This window comes from Legionella waltersii (assembly GCF_001468085.1).
In the GTDB taxonomy this organism is placed as follows: Bacteria; Pseudomonadota; Gammaproteobacteria; order Legionellales; family Legionellaceae; genus Legionella; species Legionella waltersii.
In genome coordinates this window covers 515,996-539,970 of record NZ_LNZB01000060.1, presented here as the reverse complement: position 1 = coordinate 539,970, position 23,975 = coordinate 515,996, and the positions used below count along the sequence as shown (strand labels likewise).

Below are 23,975 nucleotides of genomic sequence, written 5' to 3'. Positions count from 1 at the left end.
ATAAAACAACGATAAATTCATTATGAGCAAGCATAGAAAAGCTTCTTGGTCTCAAATTGATCTTAGTAAAATTGCTGAAAATGACTCTCTTTTAGCGTGTCTTATTTTGTTAACAAGGTACTACCAAAATCCATTTTCTGCTCGCTCTCTGATTGCAAGATTACCTTTAAAAGAGGATAAGCTGTCGCTTGATATTTTTCCGAGAGCTGCTGCCAGAGCTGGTTTAGATGCTGAAGTTAAACAAATTAGCCTACAAGATATCGACGACTCACAACTTCCTTTAGTACTCATCAAAAATGACAATAGTGCGATTCTTCTCATTTTAAATGATGACGGTAAGAAGGCCATACTGGATCCACAACACCCCGGAATAATTACCGATTTTGACGATTTTTCTGGGGAACTTAGTGATTCAGTAATCTTTGTTGAGCAACAATTTAAGCATACTCAGCGTTCTCATGAAACCTTAAAAACTCAAGCCAAGGATTGGTTTTGGAGTGTAATGATAAAATCATGGCCTTTGTACTCTGAAGTATTGCTTGCTTCCTTTTTAGTGAACCTCTTTGCACTTGTAATCCCTCTGTTCACTATGAATGTATATGATCGAGTCGTGCCTAACCATGCAATTGATACGATGTGGGTACTGGCAAGTGGTGTAGCTCTGGTGTTTATTTTCGATACGCTTTTAAAAGCGCTTCGTTCCTATTTTTTAGACATTGCCAATAAAAACACTGATATTGAATTATCTTCTACTATATTTCAGCAGGTTCTGGGTTTAAGCATGAGCAATCGCCCCAGATCAGTAGGTTCCTTAGCAAATACGGTTCAATCATTTGAAATTTTCAGAGATTTTATAACATCAAGTACTATGACCGTTATTATCGATTTACCCTTCTCATTCATTTTCCTTGTAGTCATCTACATGATTGGTGGAAAATTATTTTGGATACCATTTACAGTGATACCGTTTATATTCGTTATAGGACTCCTACTTCAATGGCCACTCATTCAATTAACAAGAAAATCCTATCAATTCTCCGCTGAAAAACAAGCTACCTTATTTGAATCCCTTGCATCAATTGAGGCCATTAAAACATCAGGAGCTGAATCAAAGTTACAATCAAGATGGGAAAAAATCATCGATGAAGCCGCAAAAAATATGATGAAACTTCGTTTTGTAGCCAACTCCAGCATTAGCATCACTAACCTAGCTCAACAAATATCGACAATATTAGTGGTTATTGTTGGAGTATATATGATTGCAAATGGTGATCTTACTACTGGGGGCTTAGTTGCTTGTACCATTCTAGCAGGACGGGCTCTAGCACCAATGGCTCAAGTTTCAACTCTATTTACAAGGTACTTTCAATCTGTAAACGCTTTAGAGTCATTAAACAAAATCATGCAACTGGAAACAGACATACATGATGAAAGCCGATATCTTCACAGACCTGTTTTAAAAGGTGATATGGAGTTTAAACAAGTCAATTTTCATTACCCGGGCGATGATATAAAAGTTTTACAGCAGATTAGTTTTAAAGTTAAAGCAGGAGAACGAGTTGGAGTTATAGGTCGAGTGGGTTCTGGAAAGTCTACCATGGGTAAATTGATACTTAAATTATACCTCCCTACTGAGGGTACTATTTTAATGGATGGTACTGATTACAAACAGATTAACCCAGATGATCTCCGCCAACAGATAGGATATGTGCCTCAAGACGTCATTTTATTTTACGGGACTATCCGTGAGAATATTTGCGTTGGTGCCCCATTTATTAATGACAATGACCTTATAAATGCCGCTGAGTTGACTGGAGTCACCCAATTTACAAATCACCATCCCAAGGGATTTGATAGGCCTGTCGGCGAAAAAGGTGCAGACCTATCAGGTGGACAAAGACAGGCTATAGCAATAGCAAGAGCAATTTTAACAAGTCCTAATATTCTTGTTATGGATGAACCTACTTCCTCTATGGATGATAATAACGAGCGTTTAATCAAAAAGAACCTTAATGAATACCTATCAGATCATCGTACTCTTGTATTAATTACACATAAAATTTCAATGCTTGAATTAGTAAATCGTCTTATCGTGTTGGAAAATGGCAAAATAATAGCAGATGGCCCTAAGGAGTCTGTTTTAAATGCACTTAGAAGCGGTGTTACCATAAGGAGCTAAATGCATGGTTAAAACATACAAGTCGAGAGCATTTGCTCATATTATACTATGGACTACGACTCTCTTCTTTTTTGTTGCCATTATTTGGGCAAATTATGCCATACTCGATGAAGTTACAACTGGCGATGGAAAAGTTGTTCCATCAAGAGATATACAAGTCATTCAGAATCTTGAAGGCGGAATTGTTCAACATGTTTTTGTAAAAGAAGGCGAAATTGTTGAAAAAGATCAAATTTTAATGCAAATCGACAACACGCGCTTTATGTCCTCCTATGCGGAAGCTGAAAAGAAAATTGATCTTCTAAAAATTGAAATTATTCGCTTAACAGCATTGCTGAATAATAAGAAACCAGAGTTTCCTCCAGAGTTCGTTAAAAATTACCCACAGTTAATAAAGGACGAGCTTTCCTTGTACTATTCAAAGTCGAGAGAACTCAGTGAACTTAAAAGCTCACTAGAGCTAGCCCAAAAGGAACTGGATTTAACTCGTCCACTACTTAAGGGAGGCTCAGTATCGGAAGTCGAAGTTATCCGCTTAGAGCGTTCGGTTAATGAAATTGAAGGAAATATCGAAAAATTTAACTCTGAGCAACTGGATAAACTCAATAAAGCGAGAGGCGATTTATCCGCTTTAATTGAAGCAAATAAAGCGGATAAAGATAGGTTAAGTAGGACAACCGTTAAGTCACCTGTTTACGGAGTCGTTAAACAAATTAAAGTAAATACGATAGGTGGTGTAGTTCAGCCAGGAAGCGACATCATTGAAATTGTTCCTCTTGATGATACCTTGCTAATTGAAGCCAAAATAAAACCCTCTAATATTGGTTTTATACATCCTGGCCAGGAAGCGATGGTTAAGATATCTGCTTATGACTTTTCTATCTATGGTGGTTTGGAGGGTGTAGTAGAACAAATAAGTGCTGATACTATAATTGATGAAACGGACAAACAAAAAGAAAGCTACTATATTGTAAAAGTAAGGACAAAGAAAAATCACTTAGGCACCACAGAAAATCCTTTGCCAATTATTCCAGGCATGCAAGCTACTGTAGATATCCTTACAGGGCAAAAGTCAGTTCTCCAATATCTACTAAAACCGATTATTAAAGCTAAACAATCGGCTTTAAGAGAAAGATAGGATTATTTTTTTACATCATGCTCTGGGTGGACTATAAAGATTCCAGGGGCATTTCTGAGGTATTCGTGGTAATCCATTCCATAACCGAAAATATAGTTGTCTTCAACTTGAAGGCCTACAAAGTCCGCATTTTGCAAACCATTAGCCACTCTTTTACGGTATTTATCAACCAAAACTGCGCTATAAACCTTTTCTGCGCCCATGGCCTTCATTTCTTCAATGATGGCAGCAAGAGTAATACCACCATCCAGAATATCATCTACAACCAATACAGTACGACCAACTAAATTCGTGGACGGCTTTACTTTCCAGTGAATATCGCCACCCGTTAAGTCTCCGCGGTATCTTGTTGCATGAACGTAATCGACCTCTAATGGAAAATCTAAACGATGTAATAAATTGCCCAAAGGAACTAACCCTCCAATCATGACGCATACTATAACTGGATTTTTATCTTGCAAGGTTTCATGAATTTTAATTGCCATCCTGTCGAGTGCAGCTTCAACTTCATTTGCAGTATAAAGGCAAGTGGACTTTTCATATACAGCTTGAATTTTACTAGGAATACTCATTATTTATACCTTTTTATTCTTTAGGTTTTCCAGAACCAGGAAATGGTCTAACAGTATTTGCAAAACCTGCATTGTCTTTTACCTTAGAAGCCCCCTGTTTAGTAACTTCATCAATTCGTATCACTGAATGCATAGGAATGAAAACACGTTTAACACCATTAAACTCCATCTTTAGCTTTTCTTCTGAAGGATCAACAACCAATGCAGTTTGCTCGCCAAAAACCAGCTCTTCTACTTCAAGAAATCCAAACATTTCACTTTCTTTTATAGAGCGAACATAAATTTCAAAAATTTCTTCCTGATTAGCAAAACTAATTCTGAATAATGATTTTTTTGACATGTAATTAACCTTCTACCAAATCACATCAAAGTATACAAAAATACTCCTTATAAGTACAAACAATCTAGGAGTATGATGAATAGAATACTAGTTGTTTTCATGTGTATTTACTTGGAGGCAATAAATGCTTGTAATAATATCCTCAAATATCATGTTGGGCTAGTTAGATGCGGGTTGAAAAGGAGTTTCATAACTTTTTGATAATACTTCTTTTGTTACAGCAACCGATAATCCAGGTGTAATACGTTCGTACTTTTGAGCAATATAACAATAAAAACCTGATGGGAACGGCCAAATCATTTTACCTATTTCATCTAGAAAAATGAGTTTTTTGATTAGCGATTCATTATTCACTGGAGGAATATAACAAAAATTATTTAAACAACACTGTCTATAACCCATCTGTGTAAATAAACGATTAATTTGAAAGGCTGTTCTCATTTTCACCCGTTTATCGCTATAACTACGCAACAACCCGCATTTTAATGCGCCACCCCAAAGACTGTATGGATTCAAACTCAGCAAAATGACAAACCCCATGGGCTTTAAGACTCTATCTAACTCATGAATCAAACTCGAATTATTGCCAAATAATTCTAAAGTGAGTGGTATAACCACACAGTCTAGTGAATTACGATTAATTGGGAGCTGGTTAAGTGAGGTTTCAATATGAATTGATGAGTTCATAGAAAATGGGGAAGCAATCCATTTATTGTTGTAGTCTAGTTCCTTTAGCCAAGGGTTTTCACCACAATAACCAAGTTGCAGCAAACTATCACCCTTTAAATGTTCATTATAGAACCTTAATTGCTCGGTAAACTCTTTTGAAACAAATTGACCTAATGGCGTGTGAAACCAGTCATTTAACACATGACATTGTTTAAGTTGCTCTTCAATCAACAAAATAAGCCCTTCATCTTTTTAGTTTTCTATATGCATTGATTCTAATTAAATAAAATACTACGAGTTTGCATAGCAAACAATTTTTTTATGGATAAATTGATTAAATCTTCTGAAATAGTTCTAATTCAATTGATCAACAGTATTCTTTGTAAAATAGGGATTAAAAGTTGTGAAAAATGTCAATTTATTAACTATATTTATAAATAATAAACACTAAGAACTATAACATATGGCACTTGCTACTGACGAACAACGACTACAAGGCATTGGGCAACTTCTTGTGCTTGAAAAGCTTTTAGAGAAATCTAAAGCTATAGAGCTCTATAAAGCCGCTGCTTCTGAAAAAATCTCTCTTATACAATACATAGTAAAAAATCGCATATTAACGGCTGAGCAAATTGCACTTACTGCAGCTCAAAATTTTGGTGTACCCATGCTCGATCTATTATGTATTGATTTAGATAATTTACCAGCAAAATTAGTCAATGAGAAACTGATAAAGCGGCACTCGATGGTTCCATTATTTAGTCGAGGAAATAACCTATATCTGGCAACGGACGATCCAAGTAAACAAGCCTCTTTAAAGGAAATTCAGTTTCACACAGGTCTTAACACCAACGCAATTGTTGTTGAAACTGATAAGTTATCTGCATTAATCGATAAATTACTGACAGCTAAGGAAAGTGAAGGGTTATCAGAATACGTTGAGGATGCTGGTGATATTGATGGCCTCGAGATAAGTACGGATGAAGAAGATCAGGATAGTGATGTATCATCAGTGACTGATGATGCACCTATCGTGAAATTCATTAATAAAATACTGTTGGACGCAATTAAGCAAGGAACATCCGACATACACTTTGAGCCTTATGAAAAAGAATATCGAATTAGGTACAGACAAGATGGTATATTGCATGAAGTCGCAGCACCTCCAGTTAATTTATCAGCACGAATTACAGCACGGATCAAAGTAATGTCAAATTTGGATATCTCCGAAAGAAGAGTACCTCAAGATGGTGGCTTTAAAATGAAAATATCCAAAAATCGAGCGATTGATTTTAGGGTAAGTACCTGTCCAACCTATACCGGTGAAAAGGTGGTCATGAGAATCCTAGACCCAAGTACTGCTAAATTAGGAGTAGATGCACTTGGTTTTGCACAATATCAAAAAGAAGCATTTATTAGAGCTATTGAGAAACCACAAGGAATGATTCTTGTTACTGGTCCGACCGGTAGCGGTAAAACAGTAACTTTATACACTGCATTAAATATGTTAAACACAACTGAGGTGAATATCTCAACTGCAGAGGATCCTGTTGAGATCAAAGTTCCAGGGATTAACCAAGTCAACATCAATACGAAGGCTGGTTTAACATTCTCTGGCGCTCTTAGGTCCTTTCTTCGGCAAGATCCTGATATTATAATGGTTGGGGAAATCAGAGATTTAGAAACTGCTGAAATTGCGGTAAAAGCAGCTCAGACTGGTCATTTGGTGCTCTCTACACTTCATACAAATAGTGCTGCAGAAACCCTTAATCGACTTGTTAATATGGGTATTCCAACATTTAACATAGCAAGTTCTGTTACTCTGATTATTGCTCAGCGATTAGCACGTAGACTATGTGAACAATGCAAAGTACTGCGTGATGATGTCAGTGATAAAGGTTTATTAGAGTTAGGATTTAAAGAAGAAGATCTGGTTGGCCTCAAACTCTATAAAGCGGTTGGATGTAATCAATGCACTAATGGATTCAGAGGTAGAGTAGGTTTGTATGAAGTGCTAACCATGAACAAGGATTTGGGACAAATGATAATGAATGGAGCAAATTCACTTGAAATCCTTAAGTTTGCTCAATCACAAGGTATGCATACTATATTTGAATCTGGTTTAGAAAAAGTTAAGGAAGGAGTTACTACCATGGAGGAAGTCAATAGGGTAACCGTTGATTAATAATTATGGAAAAGATTAAAAATCCACTTCTTACCTTTCATTATCATGGTACGAATAAATCTGGCCAGACTATGGAGGGAGACATTCAAGCTAAAAGTATGGCTATTGCAAAAGCTGATCTACGTAAACAAGGAATTGTTGCAACTAAAATCGCTAAAAAGAGAAAGCCCCTCATTGATAGAAAAAATAAAAAGATTACACAAGCAGATATCACCGTTTTTAGCCGTCAATTAGCAACGATGATTGAATCAGGAATTCCACTGGTCCAAGCATTTGATATCGTTGCCAAAGGTCAATCGAATAAACGTTTAAAAGACCTAATTGAAACAATTAAGCAAGACATCGAGACTGGTTTAACCTTGGCTGAATCTTTTATTAAGCACCCTCAATATTTTAATGAATTATTTTGTAATTTAGTGGATGCTGGTGAAAAGTCAGGTTCTTTAGATATTATGTTGGATAAGGTAGCAACCTATAAAGAAAAAATTGAAACCATTAAGAAAAAAATTAAAAAAGCGCTCACTTACCCAATTGCAGTATTGGTGGTAGCACTTATAGTGACAACTGGACTGTTAATCTATGTAGTCCCTCAATTTGAGTCCTTATTTAAAGGTTTTGGTGCTGACTTACCTGCTATGACAAAGGCCGTAATTTCTATGTCTGAATTCATGCAATCCTATTGGTATTTCATCTTTGGGGCACTTGGTGGTGCAGTATATGCGTTTATCTATGCCAAAAATCATTCTTTGGACTTTGCACAGAACATAGATCGCGCCATGCTTAAATTCCCGGTTGTAGGGGTGATTTTAGAAAAGGCATCCATTGCGCGTTTTGCTAGAACATTGTCAATTACGTTTGCAGCTGGACTACCATTAGTAGAAGCCTTGAAGTCAGTTTCTGGCGCAACGGGTAATATCATATATGCAAAAGCAACGGATAAAATAAGAGATGAAGTATCAACCGGTCAACAAATGTGTGTAGCTATGGAAAACACACATCTATTCCCCAACATGGTTATACAAATGGTAGCTATAGGTGAAGAGTCTGGTGCATTGGAGAAGATGTTAGGAAAGGTAGCCGATTTCTATGAAGAAGAAGTTGATAATGCCGTCGATTCACTAAGCAGTTTAATGGAGCCAATAATTATGTCAATATTAGGCATATTGGTTGGTGGTTTAGTTGTAGCTATGTATCTACCTATTTTCAAATTGGGATCAGCAGTCTAGAGGCTAGAATATCATATGATAGAAACAGTGATTTTAAGTTTACCTACTTGGTACCTTTATTTATGCATAGGTATTATTTCCCTCGTTGTAGGAAGCTTTCTTAATGTGGTTATTTATAGATTACCAATAATGCTACACGATGAATGGAAGGAACAGGCCGCTGAATTATTTAACCATGATGTAGAGAATGGTAAACCTAAAATCAACTTATTTCTACCGCGTTCTTTCTGCCCAAATTGTAATGCAAAAATCAAATCTTGGCAGAATATTCCAATTTTAAGCTATTTATTTTTGAAAGGGAGATGCGCTGAATGTAAGTCCCCTATTCCACTTCGCTACCCTATGATTGAATTATTAACCGGTCTACTTTCACTGTATGCTGCATGGCATTTTGGGATTACCTTGCACTTATTGTTTTCATTATTATTTATTTGGATTCTTATTCCTCTTATTTTTATTGATTTAGATCATCAGCTGCTACCTGATTCACTAACATTAAGCCTATTATGGATTGGGTTAATTGCAAACACATGGGGTATTTTTACACCACTCCCGAATGCTGTGATTAGTTGTGCTGGAGCATACTTAACCTTATGGATATTCATTAAACTATTCTATCTAGTCACTGGTAAAGTGGGGATGGGTCATGGCGACTTTAAACTTTTTGCTGCATTCGGTGCCTGGTTTGGTTGGATATATTTGCCTCTGATCTTACTTCTATCATCCGTTTCCGGCGCCATAATAGGGATTATTTATTTAAAAACTCAGCACAAATCAAAAGACACATCGATACCTTATGGCCCATTCTTAAGTGTTGCCGGTATTGTTTCTCTATTTTGGGGAAATACGATTATATATTGGTACTTGAGTCTTTTCTCCGTTGCATAATTGCAGCAAAAAACTCAGGTTTATTCAGCCCCATAGAAGCGAAAATCTGGGGTACTTTTTCCCATGAGCCTTCTTGATCGATGCTAGAAACAACAAGTTCAAAACCTGCATTTTTATCACTTGTTACGCCCCAGCCATTGATTATGCAGAGTCCCCTTAGTCTTTTCGCCCCTACATGACCTAATTTTTCTGCAGCAATTAAATGTGCATGAGCTTCTTCAAATAATTGATCGCTACGTTTTAAATTAGCCGGGCTTGTAAAGATACCTTCATTATTTAAGCCCTTTCTGTATTTTGCTTCATCTAAAAATAATTGAGCCAATTGAAAATTTGCTGCTGCATCATTTAAATCCGCTGCAGACCGGTAACACTCGACGACCATTAGATCGGAATATGGATGTTTTTTATTTCCCTTTAAATGTTTGTATATTGTTGCTAACTCAAAATAATATAAAATTTCCTTTTTTAATACTTCATCACCAGGTTGATTACTTGCCCTATAGGCAATCATTGCTTTTAACCTTTTGGTAATTCGTTTAATTTTCCAACCTTTAAAAATTAACATGTGGTAACTCCAGCTCTATGATGTAACAGCAAAAAATTCTTGAAGGATAAAGACCACTGCAAAAATTAAAACAATAATTGATAAGAGTTTAATCCCAAGGGAAGCCGATTCCTTTAATGACTCCTTATTTTTTGTTGGCTCTTTGGATTCTTCTTCTGTAGGATTTTGTAAATCTTGTGCATTTTTATCGATGTAATTTGAAATATAATAGGAAATATATCCAAAAATTAGCGAGGGTATAAAAAAGTATAGCCAAACTATCGCTTTACTACTGCCTTGTGAATAACTATAGTTGCCTTGATAATCATTTATCATAGTAAGAATGAAATCAGGAACGTCATAATTAAATTCCCAAATGATGTATGGCAAAATATATAGGCTAAAAAAAAGTAAACCTAATGCTAAAACCAAACAGATAATACCCAAGATAAATAGCTTGTCATTTTGATTCGTGTTATTCATAGTGACCCTGACAAATCGATAAAAATACGGTTTCCACCTCAATTAAGATAGCAGATACCTAGTGATAAGTACAATTTCCAATTATAGTTTTTAAACGTTAGAATAAGGATTAACTTGCTGATTGAAAGGGTTATTTATGGAGCGATATGTTTTTATTTTATCTGACGGCACCGGTATTACAGCTGAAACGCTAGGGAATAGTCTCATCACTCAGTTTGAAAATATTAAGTTCAATAAAATCACAATACCCTATATTGACTCGATTGAAAAAGCGGAGTCCGTTATTGCTAGAATAAATGCTAGTTTTGATGAAAGCCAATGTAAGCCATTAGTATTTATGACATTAGTAAATCAAGAAATACGACAAGCGATTAAAAAAGCGAACGCCCGTTTTTTTGATTTATTCAGTATTTTTATTGGCCCACTAGAAGAGGAGCTTTCTGAAAAATCCTCCTATACAGTAGGAAAAACACATGGTGTAGCGAATATCCAATCTTACTCTCATAGAATCGAGGCCGTTGATTTTGCCTTGTCGCATGATGATGGAATTAAAATAAAGGGCTATGAAAAAGCTGACATTATCTTAATAGGTGTTTCACGGTGTGGTAAAACACCGAGCTGCTTATATATGGCTCTCCAATACGGCATCCTTGCTGCTAACTACCCATTTACTGAAGATGATCTTTCTCATTTTAAATTACCAGATAGTTTAAAACCCTTTAAACATAAGCTATTTGGATTAACAATTGATCCACAACGATTGCAACAAATACGATCAGAACGAAGACCTAATAGCAAATACGCATCAAGTGAACAATGTCGATTAGAAGTTTCCGAAGTAGAAGCAATGTATAAGCGAGAAAACATACCCTATATTAATTCGACAAAATTTTCTATTGAAGAAATTTCAACAAAAGTTCTCTCGATTGCCGGCATACAACGCAAAATTTAAAAAGAGCTTCAGCAAGATAATGACTCATTTAATCACATTGCTAAATGAGAGAGCTTTACTAATGTTGCTTTTTGCTATGAACTTGTTTTAACCAATTAATCCGGATGGATTTTTAATTATTCAATTTGTCTCATATAGAAATCATGGTTGCAATAGTTCACTTATTTGTGTATTTTCGCTGCCATCTATCTTTACTCTTATTAGGATGTATTTTATGGCTGTATCAGATAGTTTAGATTCTCTAAATGAATTTCTAAAATCTCAAACAGGTGTCACTGAAGATCTACTTGATGAGTTATTTAGTGAAACACCTAGTTTTTCACCCATTTTTTTTACTCCAATGACCCTAAAAAAATGTTACGCGCCAATCAGCGCACCTATTGCTTTAAGCTTAATTAGCCTTGAGCTATTACTTGATACAATGGTGTATCTGCTTCAAGGGATATATAACCTAGTAATCAATAGAAGCTTTCAAGAGTTTCAAAAATCAATGGAATTATCACTTAAGTCTGTAATTTTTACTGCAGCCATGGTACTAGCAACTGTTGCAAGCCCAATAATTAATCTTGTTGATTTTATAGGCTCAATATTTACTGCTGCAATAGGTATTTTGTGTAAACAAGATGAAAATAGTAATCTAACAGTGGCTATGCAACCCTAGAATTAATGGTTGGGACTGTACCCAACCACTTATTTGTTAGGATTAAAGCGACCACAAAGCCATAAAATCTGAAACTTTCATCGCTGATAAAGTATTTGTATCATTCATGGCCTGAACGATTTTTTCAACTCTATCTGGCAAGAACTTTGTACTGAGATTTTTCCTGAACTTAGAAACCAATACTGGAATACCCTCCTCCCTTCTCCGCATATGCCCAATAGGGTATTCAACAGTAATCAAATCAGTTTCTGTACCATCTTTAAAAATCAATTTAATGCTGTTAGCAATTGAGCGTTTATCAGGGTCATGATAGTCCTTTGAAAAATGTTCATTTTCAGTGACATGCATTTTAGCTCTTAATGCATCAATTCGAGGATCAGCTGCAACATTATTTTCATAATGCTCCGCCTGTAAGTCACCAAACAGTAAACCAATGGCTACCATATATTGTAAACAGTGATCTCTATCTGCAGGATTATGCAAAACGCCTTGTTTACTGATAATCCGTATGGCTGATTCATGAGTAACTAGTTCAATTTTTGAGATGTCGTCAAATCGTTCTTTAACTATAGGATGCAAATGCACGGCACATTCCACTGCAGTTTGAGCATGAAACTCTGCAGGATAGGACAGTTTAAACAACACATTTTCCATGACATAACTACCGTATGGCCTTTGAAATTTGAAGGGTTTCTTACCAAATAAAACATCGTAAAATCCCCAAGTTGGCACAGATAAAGCACTTGGATAACCCATCTCACCGGCTTTTGCAATCAATGCCAGTCGAACTGCGCGTGAAGTTGCATCACCTGCAGCCCATGATTTTCTCGATCCAGCATTGGGCGCATGCCGATAAGTTCTTAAACTTTGTCCATCAACAAAAACTTGAGATAAAGTTCGTAACAAGGTATCTCGATCGGCACCAAACATTTGTGCCGCAACAGCAGCACTAGCAACTTTAACCAAGATAACGTGGTCCAAACCAACACGGTTAAAACTATTTTCTAATGCCAAGCACCCCTGAATTTCATGGGCTTTAATCATAGCAGTAAGAACATCTTGCATTGTTATAGGGGCTTTACCATTTGAACAATTTTGTCTACATAAATAATCAGCGACGGCTAAAATAGCCCCTAGGTTATCAGATGGATGACCCCATTCAGCTGCAAGCCAAGTATCATTAAAATCTAACCATCGGATCATTGTTCCTATATTAAACGCGGCTTGAACTGGATCTAACTCATAAGAGGTGCCAGGTACTCGTGCACCACCTTTTAACTCTGCACCAGGTACAACTGGTCCCAATAATTTAGTACATTCAGGAAAATTAAGCGCTAAAATTCCGCAGCCTAGTGTATCCATTAAACACAATCTTGCTGTTTCATAGGCAAGTACACTATCAATTTTCTTACTTAAAACATAATCTGCAATATCAATAAACACCTGTTCATAATCAGGTTTGATATTGTCTTCAACATAATTGTGCATATTATCCTCTTGTATTAATAGCAGGGAAAACCCTTGAATCTGGTCCGATGTATTCGGACGTGGGACGGATTAATTTGTTATTAGCTCTTTGTTCAAATACATGAGCAGACCATCCAGTAATTCGTGACATTACAAAAATTGGTGTGAATAAATGGGTTGGAATACCGCAATAGTGATAGGCTGATGCACTATAAAAATCGAGGTTTGGAAATAACTTTTTTTCATCCCACATTATTTTTTCAACCCTTTCTGAGATGTGATAAAGCAATAAATCACCCTTTTCCTCACCTAGTTTGAATGACCATTGCTTTATAATGTCTGAACGTGGATCACAAGTTGTATATACTCGATGACCAAAGCCCATGATTAATTCTTTATTGGCTAATTTCTTGCGCAAACCCTCTTCAGCATCATCTGGGGATTTAAACTGTTCAAGCAATTCCATAGCGGCTTCATTAGCACCACCATGCAAAGGTCCTCTTAACGTCCCTATTGCACTGGTAATCGCAGAGTAGAAATCTGAAAGTGTGGCTGCTGTTACTCTAGCTGCAAAGGTAGAGGCGTTAAACTCATGTTCAGCATAGAGGATCAATGAAACATTCATCATGTCCGTTTCAAGTTTGCTTGGCTTTCTGCTATGCAACAAAGATAGAAAATGTCCGCCTATAGTTTTTTCATCACTCAGTCCCGAAATCTCTTTATTTTGAAATTGATAAGCATACCAATAGCACATAATTCCTGGAAATAAAGCAAGCAAACGATCGGCAATATCATACTGTTGTTTAAACGTTTCCTCAGGTTCAATGGTTCCCAAAAAAGAACATGCTGTTCTTAGAACATCCATTGGGTGAGTGTTTTTAGGGATTAAACGCAAAACAGATTTTAAATGTTCAGGTAGAGCACGTAAGTTCACTAATTTATTGATGTATTGACTGAGCTCCATTTGGGTTGGTAAAGCTCCATAATGAAGTAAATAAGCTACTTCTTCGAAACTGGCAGAGTTAGCGAGATCTTTTATAGAATAACCTCTGTAGTTCAACCCCTTTCCTTCTAAGCCAACCGTGGCTATCGCTGATTGGCCAGCTACTACACCGGCTAAACCTCCAGTTTTATTACTCATTCTCTTCTCCCATCAATTGGTCTAGTTTCTGTTCATAATGGTGATAACCAAGTATTTCATACAAATCATTTCGTGTTTGCATTTTGTCTATTACTGCTTTTTGAGTTCCTGTATCAATAATTGTTTGATAGGTGTGTAAAGCTGCAAGGGACATTGATCGAAATGCACTTAGCGGGTATAAAATCATTGATATGCCTACACTACTTAGTTCATCTCTAGTAAATAATGGGGTCTTACCAAATTCGGTGATATTTGCAAGAATAGGTACATGGATGGCTTGAACAAACTTCTTGTACTCCTCCAGAGTAGTCATGGCTTCGGGAAAAATCATGTCTGCACCTAGTTCCACACACAATGCAGCTCTATCAATGGCAGCACTCATACCTTCGACAGCATAAGCGTCTGTCCGTGCCATAATTACAAAGCTGGAATCCTCACGTGCATCAACAGCCGCTTTGATCCTGTCTCCCATTTCAGAAGCTGAAACAATCGCTTTATTAGGTCGATGACCACATCGCTTAGCAAGCACTTGATCTTCGATATGAACGGCTGCTACCCCAGCCTTTTCCATTTGCTTGATTGTTCTTGCTATGTTAAATGCATGACCCCAACCAGTATCTATATCCACAAGTAAAGGTAAATCACATGCCTGAGTTATCCTTCTTGCATCCTCTAATACTTCAGGAAGACTCGTCATCCCAAGATCTGGAATGCCATAAGAAGCATTTGCAACCCCTGCCCCAGATAAATAAATTGCTTTACTACCAGATGATTTTGCAAGCATTGCAGAATAAGCATTAACGGTTCCTAGTATTTGCAGAGGCTTGTCATCCTTTACTGCGGTTCTAAATGCTGTCCCCATAGATCTGGTCATTCATATTACTCCATTGACCCTAAAGGCTTAATATTATGCTCCAATGCCTAGTTCTTCTCAATTGATTTTCTAAATTCCATGTATTATTTTTTTACGTAGGAAGCGAGCTGGCGATAACGCTTGAATTAAATGTCTTGGGAGAAAGGAAAGCTCATTGTTGATCATTGATGCAAGCCATTCAGCGGCTAAAGGGACTGTGGTTAGCCCTCTTGATCCAAAAGCACTACAAATATATAAATCTTGATAATAAGGTCCTAACTTTGGAATCCATCGTTTTGAATTACTCTTTAAAGTGGCAAAGGTGTGTAAAAATTCATTTTCTTTTGCTACAGCTCCAACAATAGGCAAATAATCTGGTGAAGTTGCTCGTACTCCTGCCCAGCTACTAACTAGAGCATCAGACCAAGTGGTCTGTTCTGATAAGTGTTTTAATCTTAATTGATTCAAGACATCATCTTCATCCGATAGATGAGCTTTATTTGCTGTTAGATGATAAGTGGCTCCAACATGATGACAGCCCTTGTAGCTTGGCAAAACATGACCATCTCCACAAATAGGTATTTTAAGATTTTTACTGGCGGTCGATTCTTTAATCATTGTCATCTGCCCACCAATCGATTTGATGGGTAGATAATTTGTTTGCTGAAAACAGCTTCCTTCATGCCCATTCGCTAGAATTAGAACAGGTGACTCCCTACCATTAACATGCCAATTACCATTCATATAATTAATGCTATTTACTTCCTCACCATAAAGTAACTGAATGTTTTTATTATCCGTTAATAAATGACACAGCTCTGGAGAATTAATCCACCCTGACATCGGTATATACAGTCCTGAACAGGGTATAGTTACACCAGCCAGCTCAGATGCACGAATGCTGCTCACTAACTCACCCAATTCGGGGTAATAGGATAGCCAATCAACTAAACTAAGATGTGCAGCTCTTTCTTTTTCATTATAATCAAGTAGTAATGTGCCGGTTAATTTGCCAATCGGATTTGTTTTAAGCAGTTGCTTATAGTAGCGATTTGCAAATAGAAATGAATAAAGCATAAATTGTGTAAATGGTGACTTATACGCGGATAGCTTGGGAAATATAACAGCTTGTTGATTCCCAGATCCCCCTAAAGCTAGGGATTGTTGTTTTTCCAGTACAGTAACTTTCCAATCACGTTTTGCCAAAGAATTAGCAACAAAGCAACCGGCTAAACCTGCGCCAATGATGAGAGCTGATTTTTGAGTAATTGGATATCGCTTACTAGCATGCCATGGTGTGTGTATTGGCCTATTGTTTTCTTGTGGAGGCTCAGTGAACTGAGCTGTAATCATATGTCTTTTTGGTCCAAAGCCCTTTCTTTTAAATACCATAAAACCTGCATTAGCTAGCGATAACTTAACCATGCCTGAAGCAGAATAAGTAGCCAATGTGCTTTCTTTTCGAGATAGTTGTGCAATGATTTTAAGCAATGAATCTGACCACATCCTTTGGTTTTTAGAAGGGGCAAATCCATCAAGATACCAAGCATCTATAAAAGGGGTTCTAATTTCATGCTCTAACTTAGGATGGCCGCACACTAGGAGTTGCTCGTAACATTCCTGAGCATCACCCAGCATAAGTGTTAGTTTCACTCTCCCTTGCGCAAATAGTAGATGATGGAATCCGGGTGTTAATACTGGGTATAACTCAATAAAATCATCAACATAAGAAGCAATTTCAGGCCAAGCATTTAAACACTTTATTAAATCATCTTTAGTTAATGGATGTTTTTCACAAGAAATATAGTGAAGAGTTGCGTTTGAGGGGGCATTTTCCTCCCACAATTTCCATGTAAGAAGAAAGTTCATACCAGTACCAAAACCTGTTTCCCCTATATTAAAGTAAGATTTTTGATTTTGAGTAAGGGCTCTCCAACGATTAATTAGATCATTGCCGTCTATAAAAACATAACGACTTTGTTGTAACCCACCTTCTGAAGAATAATAAATATCGTTAAACTGTCTTGAATAAGGCAGATCCTGTTTCCATTCAAGATCTGCCGTTTGAATTGGTATAAAGTGACTACTCACATAAAGCTACTCTATTACTACTAACCGATTTAACAGAATCAGTACAGTCCGAGAATTTATTCTCATTCGTTAATTTTCTTAATTTTGGTACGAGTATAAATACAATCATTGATGAGAATATGGCAAACAAACCCAGCATTAAAAACACATTGCTATAGCCACTATTTGTCACTAGTGGTGAGCTACTACTTTGACCAACAATCATTAAATTGGAACTATAGCTTGATAAGGTTGCACCTACTCCGGTATTTAACATCCACATACCCATCATCACACCCTGTAGCGATGAGGGTGCCAATGCACCAATCATGGCATATCCTATCGGGGAAATTAATAACTCTCCAATACTTTGAAGAACAAAACTGGTCACAACCCAACTTGGGTTAACCATACCGTCAGGATTTGCATAGGCAATTCCAATCGGTAGAATTGCAAAAGCAATCCCAATGAATAGCAGTGCATAGGCGAATTGTGCGGGTATATTAATTTGTGAACCATTATGTCGCATCCTATTTAGCATTATACCGAGTAAGGGGCCACCAAATACTATGACGATGGTATTGATATTTTGGAACCATTGTGGAGCTATAACCCAACCACCAAAATGACGCTGAACATTATTATCAATAAATACAGTTAAACCCATAGGTCCAATTTGATACAGCATCCAGAAAACAGTGCCAACCAACATCAAAACTGTAAAGCCGATGATTTTATCTTTTGCAATTTTGTTAGGTTGCTGATAAGCCAAGTAAAGTATGACTAACAACATTGCTACACCCGTTAAAATCACAAGCTTGTTGGCAAAACTTGAAAACTGTAATAATTGGCTAATGGCCAAAGGCAACATCATTACAAATAAAATACCATAGCGAATTGATTTACGTTGTTCCTCCTTGGTTTTTTGGGAATAGGCAGTGTTGATGTCAGACAATTGCTGCCAAAAATAGAAACAAATCAACACAGCTATAAGATTGCCCAAACTACTTAATAAAAATAGACGTTGATAGTTTTGAGAAATTTGAAAAATCCCACTCAATGTAAACCCAATAAAGAAGCCTACATTCATACCAGCGTAATTCCATAAAAACGCTGTTTCACGGCGATTGTCCTCGGGAGAAAACATTTGCGTTAGCATGCAGTTGATGCAAGTAACATTTAAACCTGAACCCGTTAAAAAGGCAGCAAGACCATAATATAAAAATGACTGTGTTCCAAACGACAACAACACACATCCGATTACTTGAGCTATCATTCCTACGCAGAACAATGCTCTATTTGACATTAATCTCCCCCCCCAAAAACCACCCAATAAGTGAAGAGCGAAATTAAATGCTATAAATACACCCATTATGCTATTTGCTGTAGCGACGGGAATTCCCAATTTCCCTTTCATGTATAAAACCAGCGTAGAGTAAAGAACACTAAAACTTAAAGTAGCAACAATTTGTATAAAAAATAAAGCGGCAGTGCCATTGGGCATCGATTTCCATAAATCCATTTTTTTACTCATTATCGACATGATTAGCTTTCCATTGCGTTGGTGGGAGATCGAATATGCCATGGTAAAAAATAACTGTCCAGCGAATTAAAAATATATATTTTTATTTAAATATATTGACATTTTTACATCTCAAATGCTTTCTAGACCGCACGAATTATGCCCTTAAATTGCCTATCTGGCTCCCAATTGGATCATACTTGACAACGCAAGGGCATAAATTTGGCTTAATTGATTGAATTTAACTATTTTCTATTTCCTTCAAAACACGAACACTTGCTTCATATGTTTTTTGAATTTCTAATGGCGTATGCGCAATGGATACAAAACCAGCTTCATACATGGATGGTGCCAAATAAATACCCTGTTCGAGCATTCCGTGATAAAACTGTTTAAACATCACTTCATCAGATGCAGCGACATCCGAATAATTATCGACCTGTTTTTTTTCTGTAAAACAAAAGCCAAACATACCACCAAGGGCAGCGGTAAATACAGGTACATTACATTGCTCTGCAGCTGAGCTGATTGCGTTTATTAATTGATTCGTTGTTTGTGCTAAATGTTCATAAAATCCAGGTTTTTCTATTTCGGTCAATGTTGCTAAACCAGCGGCCATGGCAAGAGGATTTCCAGATAAAGTTCCTGCTTGATAGACTGGACCTTCTGGAGCGAGATGAGACATAATCTCTGTACAGCCACCTAAAGCACCAACGGGCATACCTCCACCTATTACTTTTCCTAAAGTTGTTATATCTGGTTTAATTCCATAAAGGCCTTGAGCGCCATGCAATCCTACACGAAATCCAGTCATTACTTCATCGAATATTAGTAGTGCACCATAGTCATCACAAAGTTGTCTTAATCCGTATAAAAAATTCGGTTTAGGCAATATAAACCCCATATTTCCTGGAACAGGTTCCAAAATAACGGTTGCAATATCATTTGGGTATTTTGCAAATAATTGCTCCACTTGATCTAGGTCATTAAAATCTGCAGTTAGAGTATGTTCAGTGATGCTAGAGGGTATTCCAGGTGTGGATGGTATACCAAGTGTAAGTAATCCTGAGCCGGCTTTTACGAGTAAGCTATCGCTATGTCCATGATAACAGCCATTAAACTTAATAAATTTATTTCGTTTTGTATAACCACGAGCTAGGCGTATTGCGGTCATCGTAGCTTCTGTACCTGAGTTTACCATTCTTATTTTTTCAATGGACGGTATAAGGGAGATAATCTTTTCAGCCAATTGTATTTCAAGTTCAGTTGGTGCCCCAAAACTCATACCGCTATGCAGGGCTCTCTCTACAGCCTCAATAACCACTTGATTGCAATGACCAAGAATTAAAGGCCCCCATGACCCTACATAGTCAATGTATTGCTTATTATCAACATCCGTTAAGTAAGCCCCCTTTCCTGCCTTAAAAAATATAGGCTCTCCTCCTACACCTTTAAATGCGCGAACTGGAGAGTTGACTCCACCGGGAATAATGGATTGGGCTTGATGAAATAATTCAGCTGATCGAGTCATAGTAATCCTTTGAGATCAATTAAGTGCTCCCAAATCATACATATATTTTATTTATAATGCAAAATTAGATACAATAGTCGTTCGCATCTTTACATCCATAGACACAGTCGATAAATTAGGTGTCTACTATGAGTTGAGTACTATTATGCAAGAATATAAAAGATTTATTTGTGTCATTTGTGGTTTCATATACGATGAAGCGGAAGGTTGGCCTGAGGATGGAATAGAACCTGGTACGAAATGGGAGGATGTACCCGAAAATTGGTTCTGTCCTGACTGTGGGGCCGCTAAAGAAGATTTTGAAATGATTGAAATGGAGCAGTCTGTTTGATTGATAATTAAGATCGCCATCCACTTTCTTACGCGAGTAAGAAAGTGGATTAACTAAAAAAACATACTGACACAGACTAACCAAATGGCTTAACAACAACAAAAATCACTATACCAACTAATAAGAAAGTAGGCAGTTCATTATAAATTCTATAAAACTTGGTTGACCTTTTATTTAAATCCACCGCAAATCGTTTAAGGTAGTGGCCACACAACAAATGATACATCCACAATAGCAACACTAATGTAAGCTTAGCGTGCATCCATGGTGCATTTAGATAATAGTTATAATTGAATGATAGTAAACTAATCCCAAGAACTGTCGTTAAAATTGCTGAGGGCCAAGTTATTCCATAATACAAACGTCTTTCCATTGTTTTAAATCGCTTTATGCTGATGTCATCCATTGCTTCGGCATGGTAAACAAACAATCGAGGCAAGTAAAATAAACCAGCAAACCAAGCAACCAGTGAAATAATATGGAACGCTTTAAACCATAACATGAGTTACCCCTTAGACCGCTTACGTTTAGTTCGTTCGCTTTTAATCAAATTGAGTGATTCAACAGCTAAAGAAAAACCCATAGCAAAATACAAGTATCCTCTAGGAATATGGAATTGAAAACCATCAGCCACTAAAACCATACCTATCAATATCAAATAACTTAAAGCCAACATTTTTATTGTTGGATGCTTCGATATAAAATGACTGACAGGCTCACTTGCCCAAATCATGATAATAATTGCAATAGTAATCGCTAAAGCCATTACCCAAAAATGCGAAGTTAGCCCGACTGCAGTTAACACGCTATCTAGGGAAAATATAATGTCTAGTGTGGCAATTTGTATCACCACATTTCTGAATGTAGCTGCCGATCGAAGATGGGTAGTAATTGGCTGTTCTAGAGGCTCATCTACAACATCATGATGAATTTCATCCGTAGATTTCCAAATCAGGAATGCTCCTCCAAATATTAGAAAGAGGTCTCTGGTAGAAAAGACTAGACTACCAATGGTAACGAGTGGATGCACTAGCTTTACCATGGATGCAGCTGTAGCTAATAATAATAAACGAGTCATCCAAGCAAAGGTTAATCCCCATTGCCTTGCCTTTTTTCGTTTTTCAGTAGGAAGTTTTTCCGTTAGGATGGATAAAATAACCAAATTATCTATACCTAATACAATTTCTAAAATAACTAATGCAGACAAACTTAGTACAACATCAAAAATTTCCATTTGCACCCTTTTATTGAACTTATTTCATTTTGATTATCGCATTAAACATACTAAATCCCTTAGATTATTCTCTCTAAATTAATTGTAAAGGTAAATGATTCCCTTTAGTAATTAGCTTCGATATAATGATAGGGTAGAAAACATTTAAGAGAGTCACAACAATCATTAAGTTTATTAAAAAGCTGTTAAGGAAGAACAGGCGCACAAAACTTTCAGTGAATGAAGCTTTTGTAGTACCAAGAAACAAACACACTATTTCAAAAGCAGATATAAGTAATAATGCGATAAAAGTTCTTAACCGTCTAATCAGCAATGGATATCAAGCCTATATTGTAGGCGGTAGTGTTAGGGATTTATTATTACATAAAGCGCCTAAAGACTTTGACATTGCTACAAATGCCACACCTAGTGAGGTTAAAGCACTATTCAAAAATGGACGGGTGATTGGACGACGCTTTAAGCTAGTGCATATATTATTCCATCGTGAAATTATTGAAGTTGCCACATTCCGTGGAAGTGATGAAATGGATGAGGACCATCAATCCAATGAGCGAGGAATGATTGTTAGAGATAATGTATATGGCTCCTTTGATGAAGATGCCTGGCGAAGGGACTTTACAATAAATTCCCTCTATTACAACATCGAAGATTCATCAATAGTTGATTTTACTGGTGGTGTAAAAGATATTCAGCAAAAAACAATACGTGTCATAGGGGATCCCACCAAACGTTATAAAGAGGATCCAGTTCGTATGTTACGTGCTATTCGCTTTGCTGCAAAGCTTCATTTTAACTTATCAAAAGAATCAGAAGCCCCTTTACCGGAGTACAGTCACCTGATAACTCACGTCTCAAGCTCAAGACTTTTTGATGAAATGACAAAACTCTATCAATGCGGAGAAGCAGAAACAGTCCAACAATTGCTTGTAAAATATGGCTTATTCCAATATCTGTTTCCGCAAACAACCGAACTATTTAACTCTAAATATCCTCTAAATCCTTTACTAGGTATTGCTTTAGAAAATACAGATACTCGCATTAGAGATGATAAACCCGTTACTCCAGCGTTTATCTTTGCTGTTATACTCTGGTTCCCAATGATAGATTATTCCAAAAAATTACAAGCTACAGGCTTACCACCACTCCCGTCAATTGAAAAGGCCATGTCTCATGTGATTGCTGAACAAAACAAAATAGTATCTATCCCTAAGCGTTACAGCCAAGTCATTAGAGAAATTTGGTTATTGCAATACCGATTTGAAAAAAGGCAGGGAAATAGAGCTTATCATCTTCTCTCACACTCAAGATTTAGAGCGGCTTACGATTTTATGGCATTAAGAGCCCTTGCAGGTGATGAAGCAATGGAGCTGGCTCAATGGTGGACAACATTCCAGGAAGTTGACGATACTGAAAAAGGAAAAATGTTAGCATTATTAACACCTAACTCACCCTCAAAGAAAAGGAAGCGTCGTAAACCCAAACCAGCCTCAACATGAACACAAGCTACTTAAGTCTTGGATCTAATCAAAAGTTTCCTGAAAGACAATTAAGATCAGCTATAAAGGCATTAAAAAAACTTCCAAGAACGAATGTAATCAAAATCTCATCATTGTACTGGACCAAACCATGGGGTTTGACAGTTCAGCAAGATTTTTGCAATGCTGTTGTTAAATTAACAACGACTCTTGATCCCCTTTCATTACTTAAACATTGCCAGCTTATTGAAATAAAACTGGGTAGGATTAGAAAACGACGATGGGGACCACGAGTCATTGATATCGATATTATTTTATTTGAAAATGTCTTGATAAATACAGAGAAATTAACGATACCTCACCCGCTATTTAAACTCCGAGATTTCGTGTTAATGCCGCTAGAAGAAATTACTAGTAATGATTTTATCCGATCCTTAAAATCAACCTGATCTCGCCAGTGCTTTAAAAAACAAGTAAATTAAAAATGGATGTTCAGGAAACATGGGTTATCATT

The 23,975-nt window shown here is 36.8% G+C and carries 23 protein-coding genes; 10 read left to right on the top strand and 13 right to left on the bottom strand.

Going from position 1 to position 23,975, the window contains the following annotated elements; translation table 11 throughout:
• The first annotated feature begins 22 nt into the window (after window positions 1–22).
• Entirely contained in the window at window positions 23–2,179 is a 2,157-nt protein-coding gene (locus Lwal_RS15590; RefSeq protein ID WP_058481714.1) for a type I secretion system permease/ATPase, read from the top strand.
• Between the two features lie 4 nt (window positions 2,180–2,183).
• Window positions 2,184–3,317, top strand: a complete 1,134-nt coding sequence (locus Lwal_RS15585) for an HlyD family type I secretion periplasmic adaptor subunit (protein ID WP_058481713.1) — start codon at window positions 2,184–2,186, stop codon at window positions 3,315–3,317.
• Between the two features lie 2 nt (window positions 3,318–3,319).
• Here Lwal_RS15585 and Lwal_RS15580 read toward each other — a convergent pair whose 3' ends face one another.
• From Lwal_RS15580 to Lwal_RS15570, 3 genes are all read right to left on the bottom strand, one after another.
• Window positions 3,320–3,889, bottom strand: coding sequence for a hypoxanthine-guanine phosphoribosyltransferase (locus Lwal_RS15580; RefSeq protein WP_058481712.1), 570 nt, complete (start codon window positions 3,887–3,889; stop codon window positions 3,320–3,322).
• A 13-nt stretch (window positions 3,890–3,902) separates the two neighbouring features.
• Window positions 3,903–4,229, bottom strand: a complete 327-nt coding sequence (locus Lwal_RS15575) for a DUF1820 family protein (protein WP_058481711.1) — start codon at window positions 4,227–4,229, stop codon at window positions 3,903–3,905.
• 159 nt (window positions 4,230–4,388) lie between these two features.
• Complete coding sequence (locus tag Lwal_RS15570; protein WP_058481710.1) at window positions 4,389–5,132, bottom strand: methyltransferase domain-containing protein; 744 nt, start codon at window positions 5,130–5,132, stop codon at window positions 4,389–4,391.
• Window positions 5,133–5,361: 229 nt separating this feature from the next.
• Between Lwal_RS15570 and pilB the strand changes: the two genes are divergently transcribed.
• From pilB to Lwal_RS15555, 3 genes are read left to right on the top strand one after another with little or no spacing between them, the layout of a single operon-like run.
• Window positions 5,362–7,083: a type IV-A pilus assembly ATPase PilB gene (pilB, locus tag Lwal_RS15565; RefSeq protein WP_058481709.1), complete on the top strand. Its 1,722-nt coding sequence runs from the start codon at window positions 5,362–5,364 to the stop codon at window positions 7,081–7,083.
• A 5-nt stretch (window positions 7,084–7,088) separates the two neighbouring features.
• Entirely contained in the window at window positions 7,089–8,309 is a 1,221-nt protein-coding gene (locus tag Lwal_RS15560; protein ID WP_058481708.1) for a type II secretion system F family protein, read from the top strand.
• Between the two features lie 15 nt (window positions 8,310–8,324).
• Entirely contained in the window at window positions 8,325–9,197 is an 873-nt protein-coding gene (locus Lwal_RS15555; protein ID WP_058481707.1) for a prepilin peptidase, read from the top strand.
• Here Lwal_RS15555 and Lwal_RS15550 read toward each other — a convergent pair.
• Both Lwal_RS15550 and Lwal_RS15545 read right to left on the bottom strand, forming a co-directional pair.
• Window positions 9,160–9,762 carry a hypothetical protein gene (locus Lwal_RS15550; RefSeq protein ID WP_058481706.1) on the bottom strand — a complete coding sequence of 201 codons (603 nt, stop codon included), beginning with the start codon at window positions 9,760–9,762 and terminating at the stop codon, window positions 9,160–9,162. The two genes, Lwal_RS15555 and Lwal_RS15550, sit on opposite strands and share 38 nt — an antisense overlap.
• 15 nt (window positions 9,763–9,777) lie before the next feature.
• Window positions 9,778–10,224, bottom strand: coding sequence for a hypothetical protein (locus tag Lwal_RS15545; RefSeq protein ID WP_058481705.1), 447 nt, complete (start codon window positions 10,222–10,224; stop codon window positions 9,778–9,780).
• A 136-nt stretch (window positions 10,225–10,360) separates the two neighbouring features.
• Here Lwal_RS15545 and ppsR point away from each other — a divergent pair, with 136 nt between their 5' ends.
• Together ppsR and Lwal_RS15535 are read left to right on the top strand one after the other, a co-directional pair.
• A complete protein-coding gene (gene ppsR / locus Lwal_RS15540; protein ID WP_058481704.1) occupies window positions 10,361–11,176 on the top strand; it encodes a posphoenolpyruvate synthetase regulatory kinase/phosphorylase PpsR in 816 nt (271 codons plus the stop codon).
• A gap of 214 nt (window positions 11,177–11,390) precedes the next feature.
• Window positions 11,391–11,837 (top strand): hypothetical protein, encoded by a 447-nt coding sequence (locus Lwal_RS15535; RefSeq protein WP_058481703.1) that lies wholly within the window; start codon window positions 11,391–11,393, stop codon window positions 11,835–11,837.
• 42 nt (window positions 11,838–11,879) lie between these two features.
• Here Lwal_RS15535 and Lwal_RS15530 read toward each other — a convergent pair whose 3' ends face one another.
• From Lwal_RS15530 to hemL, 6 genes are all read right to left on the bottom strand, one after another.
• Entirely contained in the window at window positions 11,880–13,325 is a 1,446-nt protein-coding gene (locus Lwal_RS15530; RefSeq protein ID WP_058481702.1) for a bifunctional 2-methylcitrate dehydratase/aconitate hydratase, read from the bottom strand.
• A gap of 1 nt (window position 13,326) precedes the next feature.
• Window positions 13,327–14,445: a bifunctional 2-methylcitrate synthase/citrate synthase gene (prpC, locus tag Lwal_RS15525; protein WP_058481701.1), complete on the bottom strand. Its 1,119-nt coding sequence runs from the start codon at window positions 14,443–14,445 to the stop codon at window positions 13,327–13,329.
• The gene (prpB, locus tag Lwal_RS15520) at window positions 14,438–15,319 is read right to left on the bottom strand and encodes a methylisocitrate lyase (RefSeq protein ID WP_058481700.1); all 882 of its coding nucleotides are present in this window, start codon (window positions 15,317–15,319) and stop codon (window positions 14,438–14,440) included. Before prpB ends, prpC begins: the two co-directional genes overlap by 8 nt.
• Window positions 15,320–15,388: 69 nt before the next feature.
• Entirely contained in the window at window positions 15,389–17,389 is a 2,001-nt protein-coding gene (mnmC, locus tag Lwal_RS15515; RefSeq protein ID WP_058481699.1) for a bifunctional tRNA (5-methylaminomethyl-2-thiouridine)(34)-methyltransferase MnmC2/FAD-dependent 5-carboxymethylaminomethyl-2-thiouridine(34) oxidoreductase MnmC1, read from the bottom strand.
• Window positions 17,382–18,911, bottom strand: coding sequence for a peptide MFS transporter (locus tag Lwal_RS15510; RefSeq protein WP_058481698.1), 1,530 nt, complete (start codon window positions 18,909–18,911; stop codon window positions 17,382–17,384). The genes mnmC and Lwal_RS15510 overlap by 8 nt, the downstream gene beginning before the upstream one ends.
• Window positions 18,912–19,131: 220 nt before the next feature.
• A complete protein-coding gene (gene hemL, locus Lwal_RS15505) occupies window positions 19,132–20,421 on the bottom strand; it encodes a glutamate-1-semialdehyde 2,1-aminomutase (RefSeq protein WP_058481697.1) in 1,290 nt (429 codons plus the stop codon).
• Window positions 20,422–20,566: 145 nt separating this feature from the next.
• On the opposite strand from hemL, the gene Lwal_RS15500 reads away from it, so the two are divergent.
• Complete coding sequence (locus Lwal_RS15500; protein ID WP_058481696.1) at window positions 20,567–20,752, top strand: rubredoxin; 186 nt, start codon at window positions 20,567–20,569, stop codon at window positions 20,750–20,752.
• Window positions 20,753–20,828: 76 nt separating this feature from the next.
• On the opposite strand, the gene hemJ is transcribed toward Lwal_RS15500, so the two are convergent.
• Together hemJ and Lwal_RS15490 are read right to left on the bottom strand one after the other, a co-directional pair.
• Window positions 20,829–21,254 carry a protoporphyrinogen oxidase HemJ gene (gene hemJ, locus Lwal_RS15495; RefSeq protein WP_058481695.1) on the bottom strand — a complete coding sequence of 142 codons (426 nt, stop codon included), beginning with the start codon at window positions 21,252–21,254 and terminating at the stop codon, window positions 20,829–20,831.
• 3 nt (window positions 21,255–21,257) lie between these two features.
• Window positions 21,258–21,986 (bottom strand): TerC family protein, encoded by a 729-nt coding sequence (locus Lwal_RS15490; RefSeq protein ID WP_058481694.1) that lies wholly within the window; start codon window positions 21,984–21,986, stop codon window positions 21,258–21,260.
• A 182-nt stretch (window positions 21,987–22,168) separates the two neighbouring features.
• Here Lwal_RS15490 and pcnB point away from each other — a divergent pair, with 182 nt between their 5' ends.
• Both pcnB and folK read left to right on the top strand, forming a co-directional pair.
• Entirely contained in the window at window positions 22,169–23,482 is a 1,314-nt protein-coding gene (gene pcnB / locus Lwal_RS15485) for a polynucleotide adenylyltransferase PcnB (RefSeq protein WP_058481693.1), read from the top strand.
• A complete protein-coding gene (folK, locus tag Lwal_RS15480; RefSeq protein ID WP_058481692.1) occupies window positions 23,479–23,910 on the top strand; it encodes a 2-amino-4-hydroxy-6-hydroxymethyldihydropteridine diphosphokinase in 432 nt (143 codons plus the stop codon). The genes pcnB and folK overlap by 4 nt, the downstream gene beginning before the upstream one ends.
• Window positions 23,911–23,975: the final 65 nt, after the last annotated feature.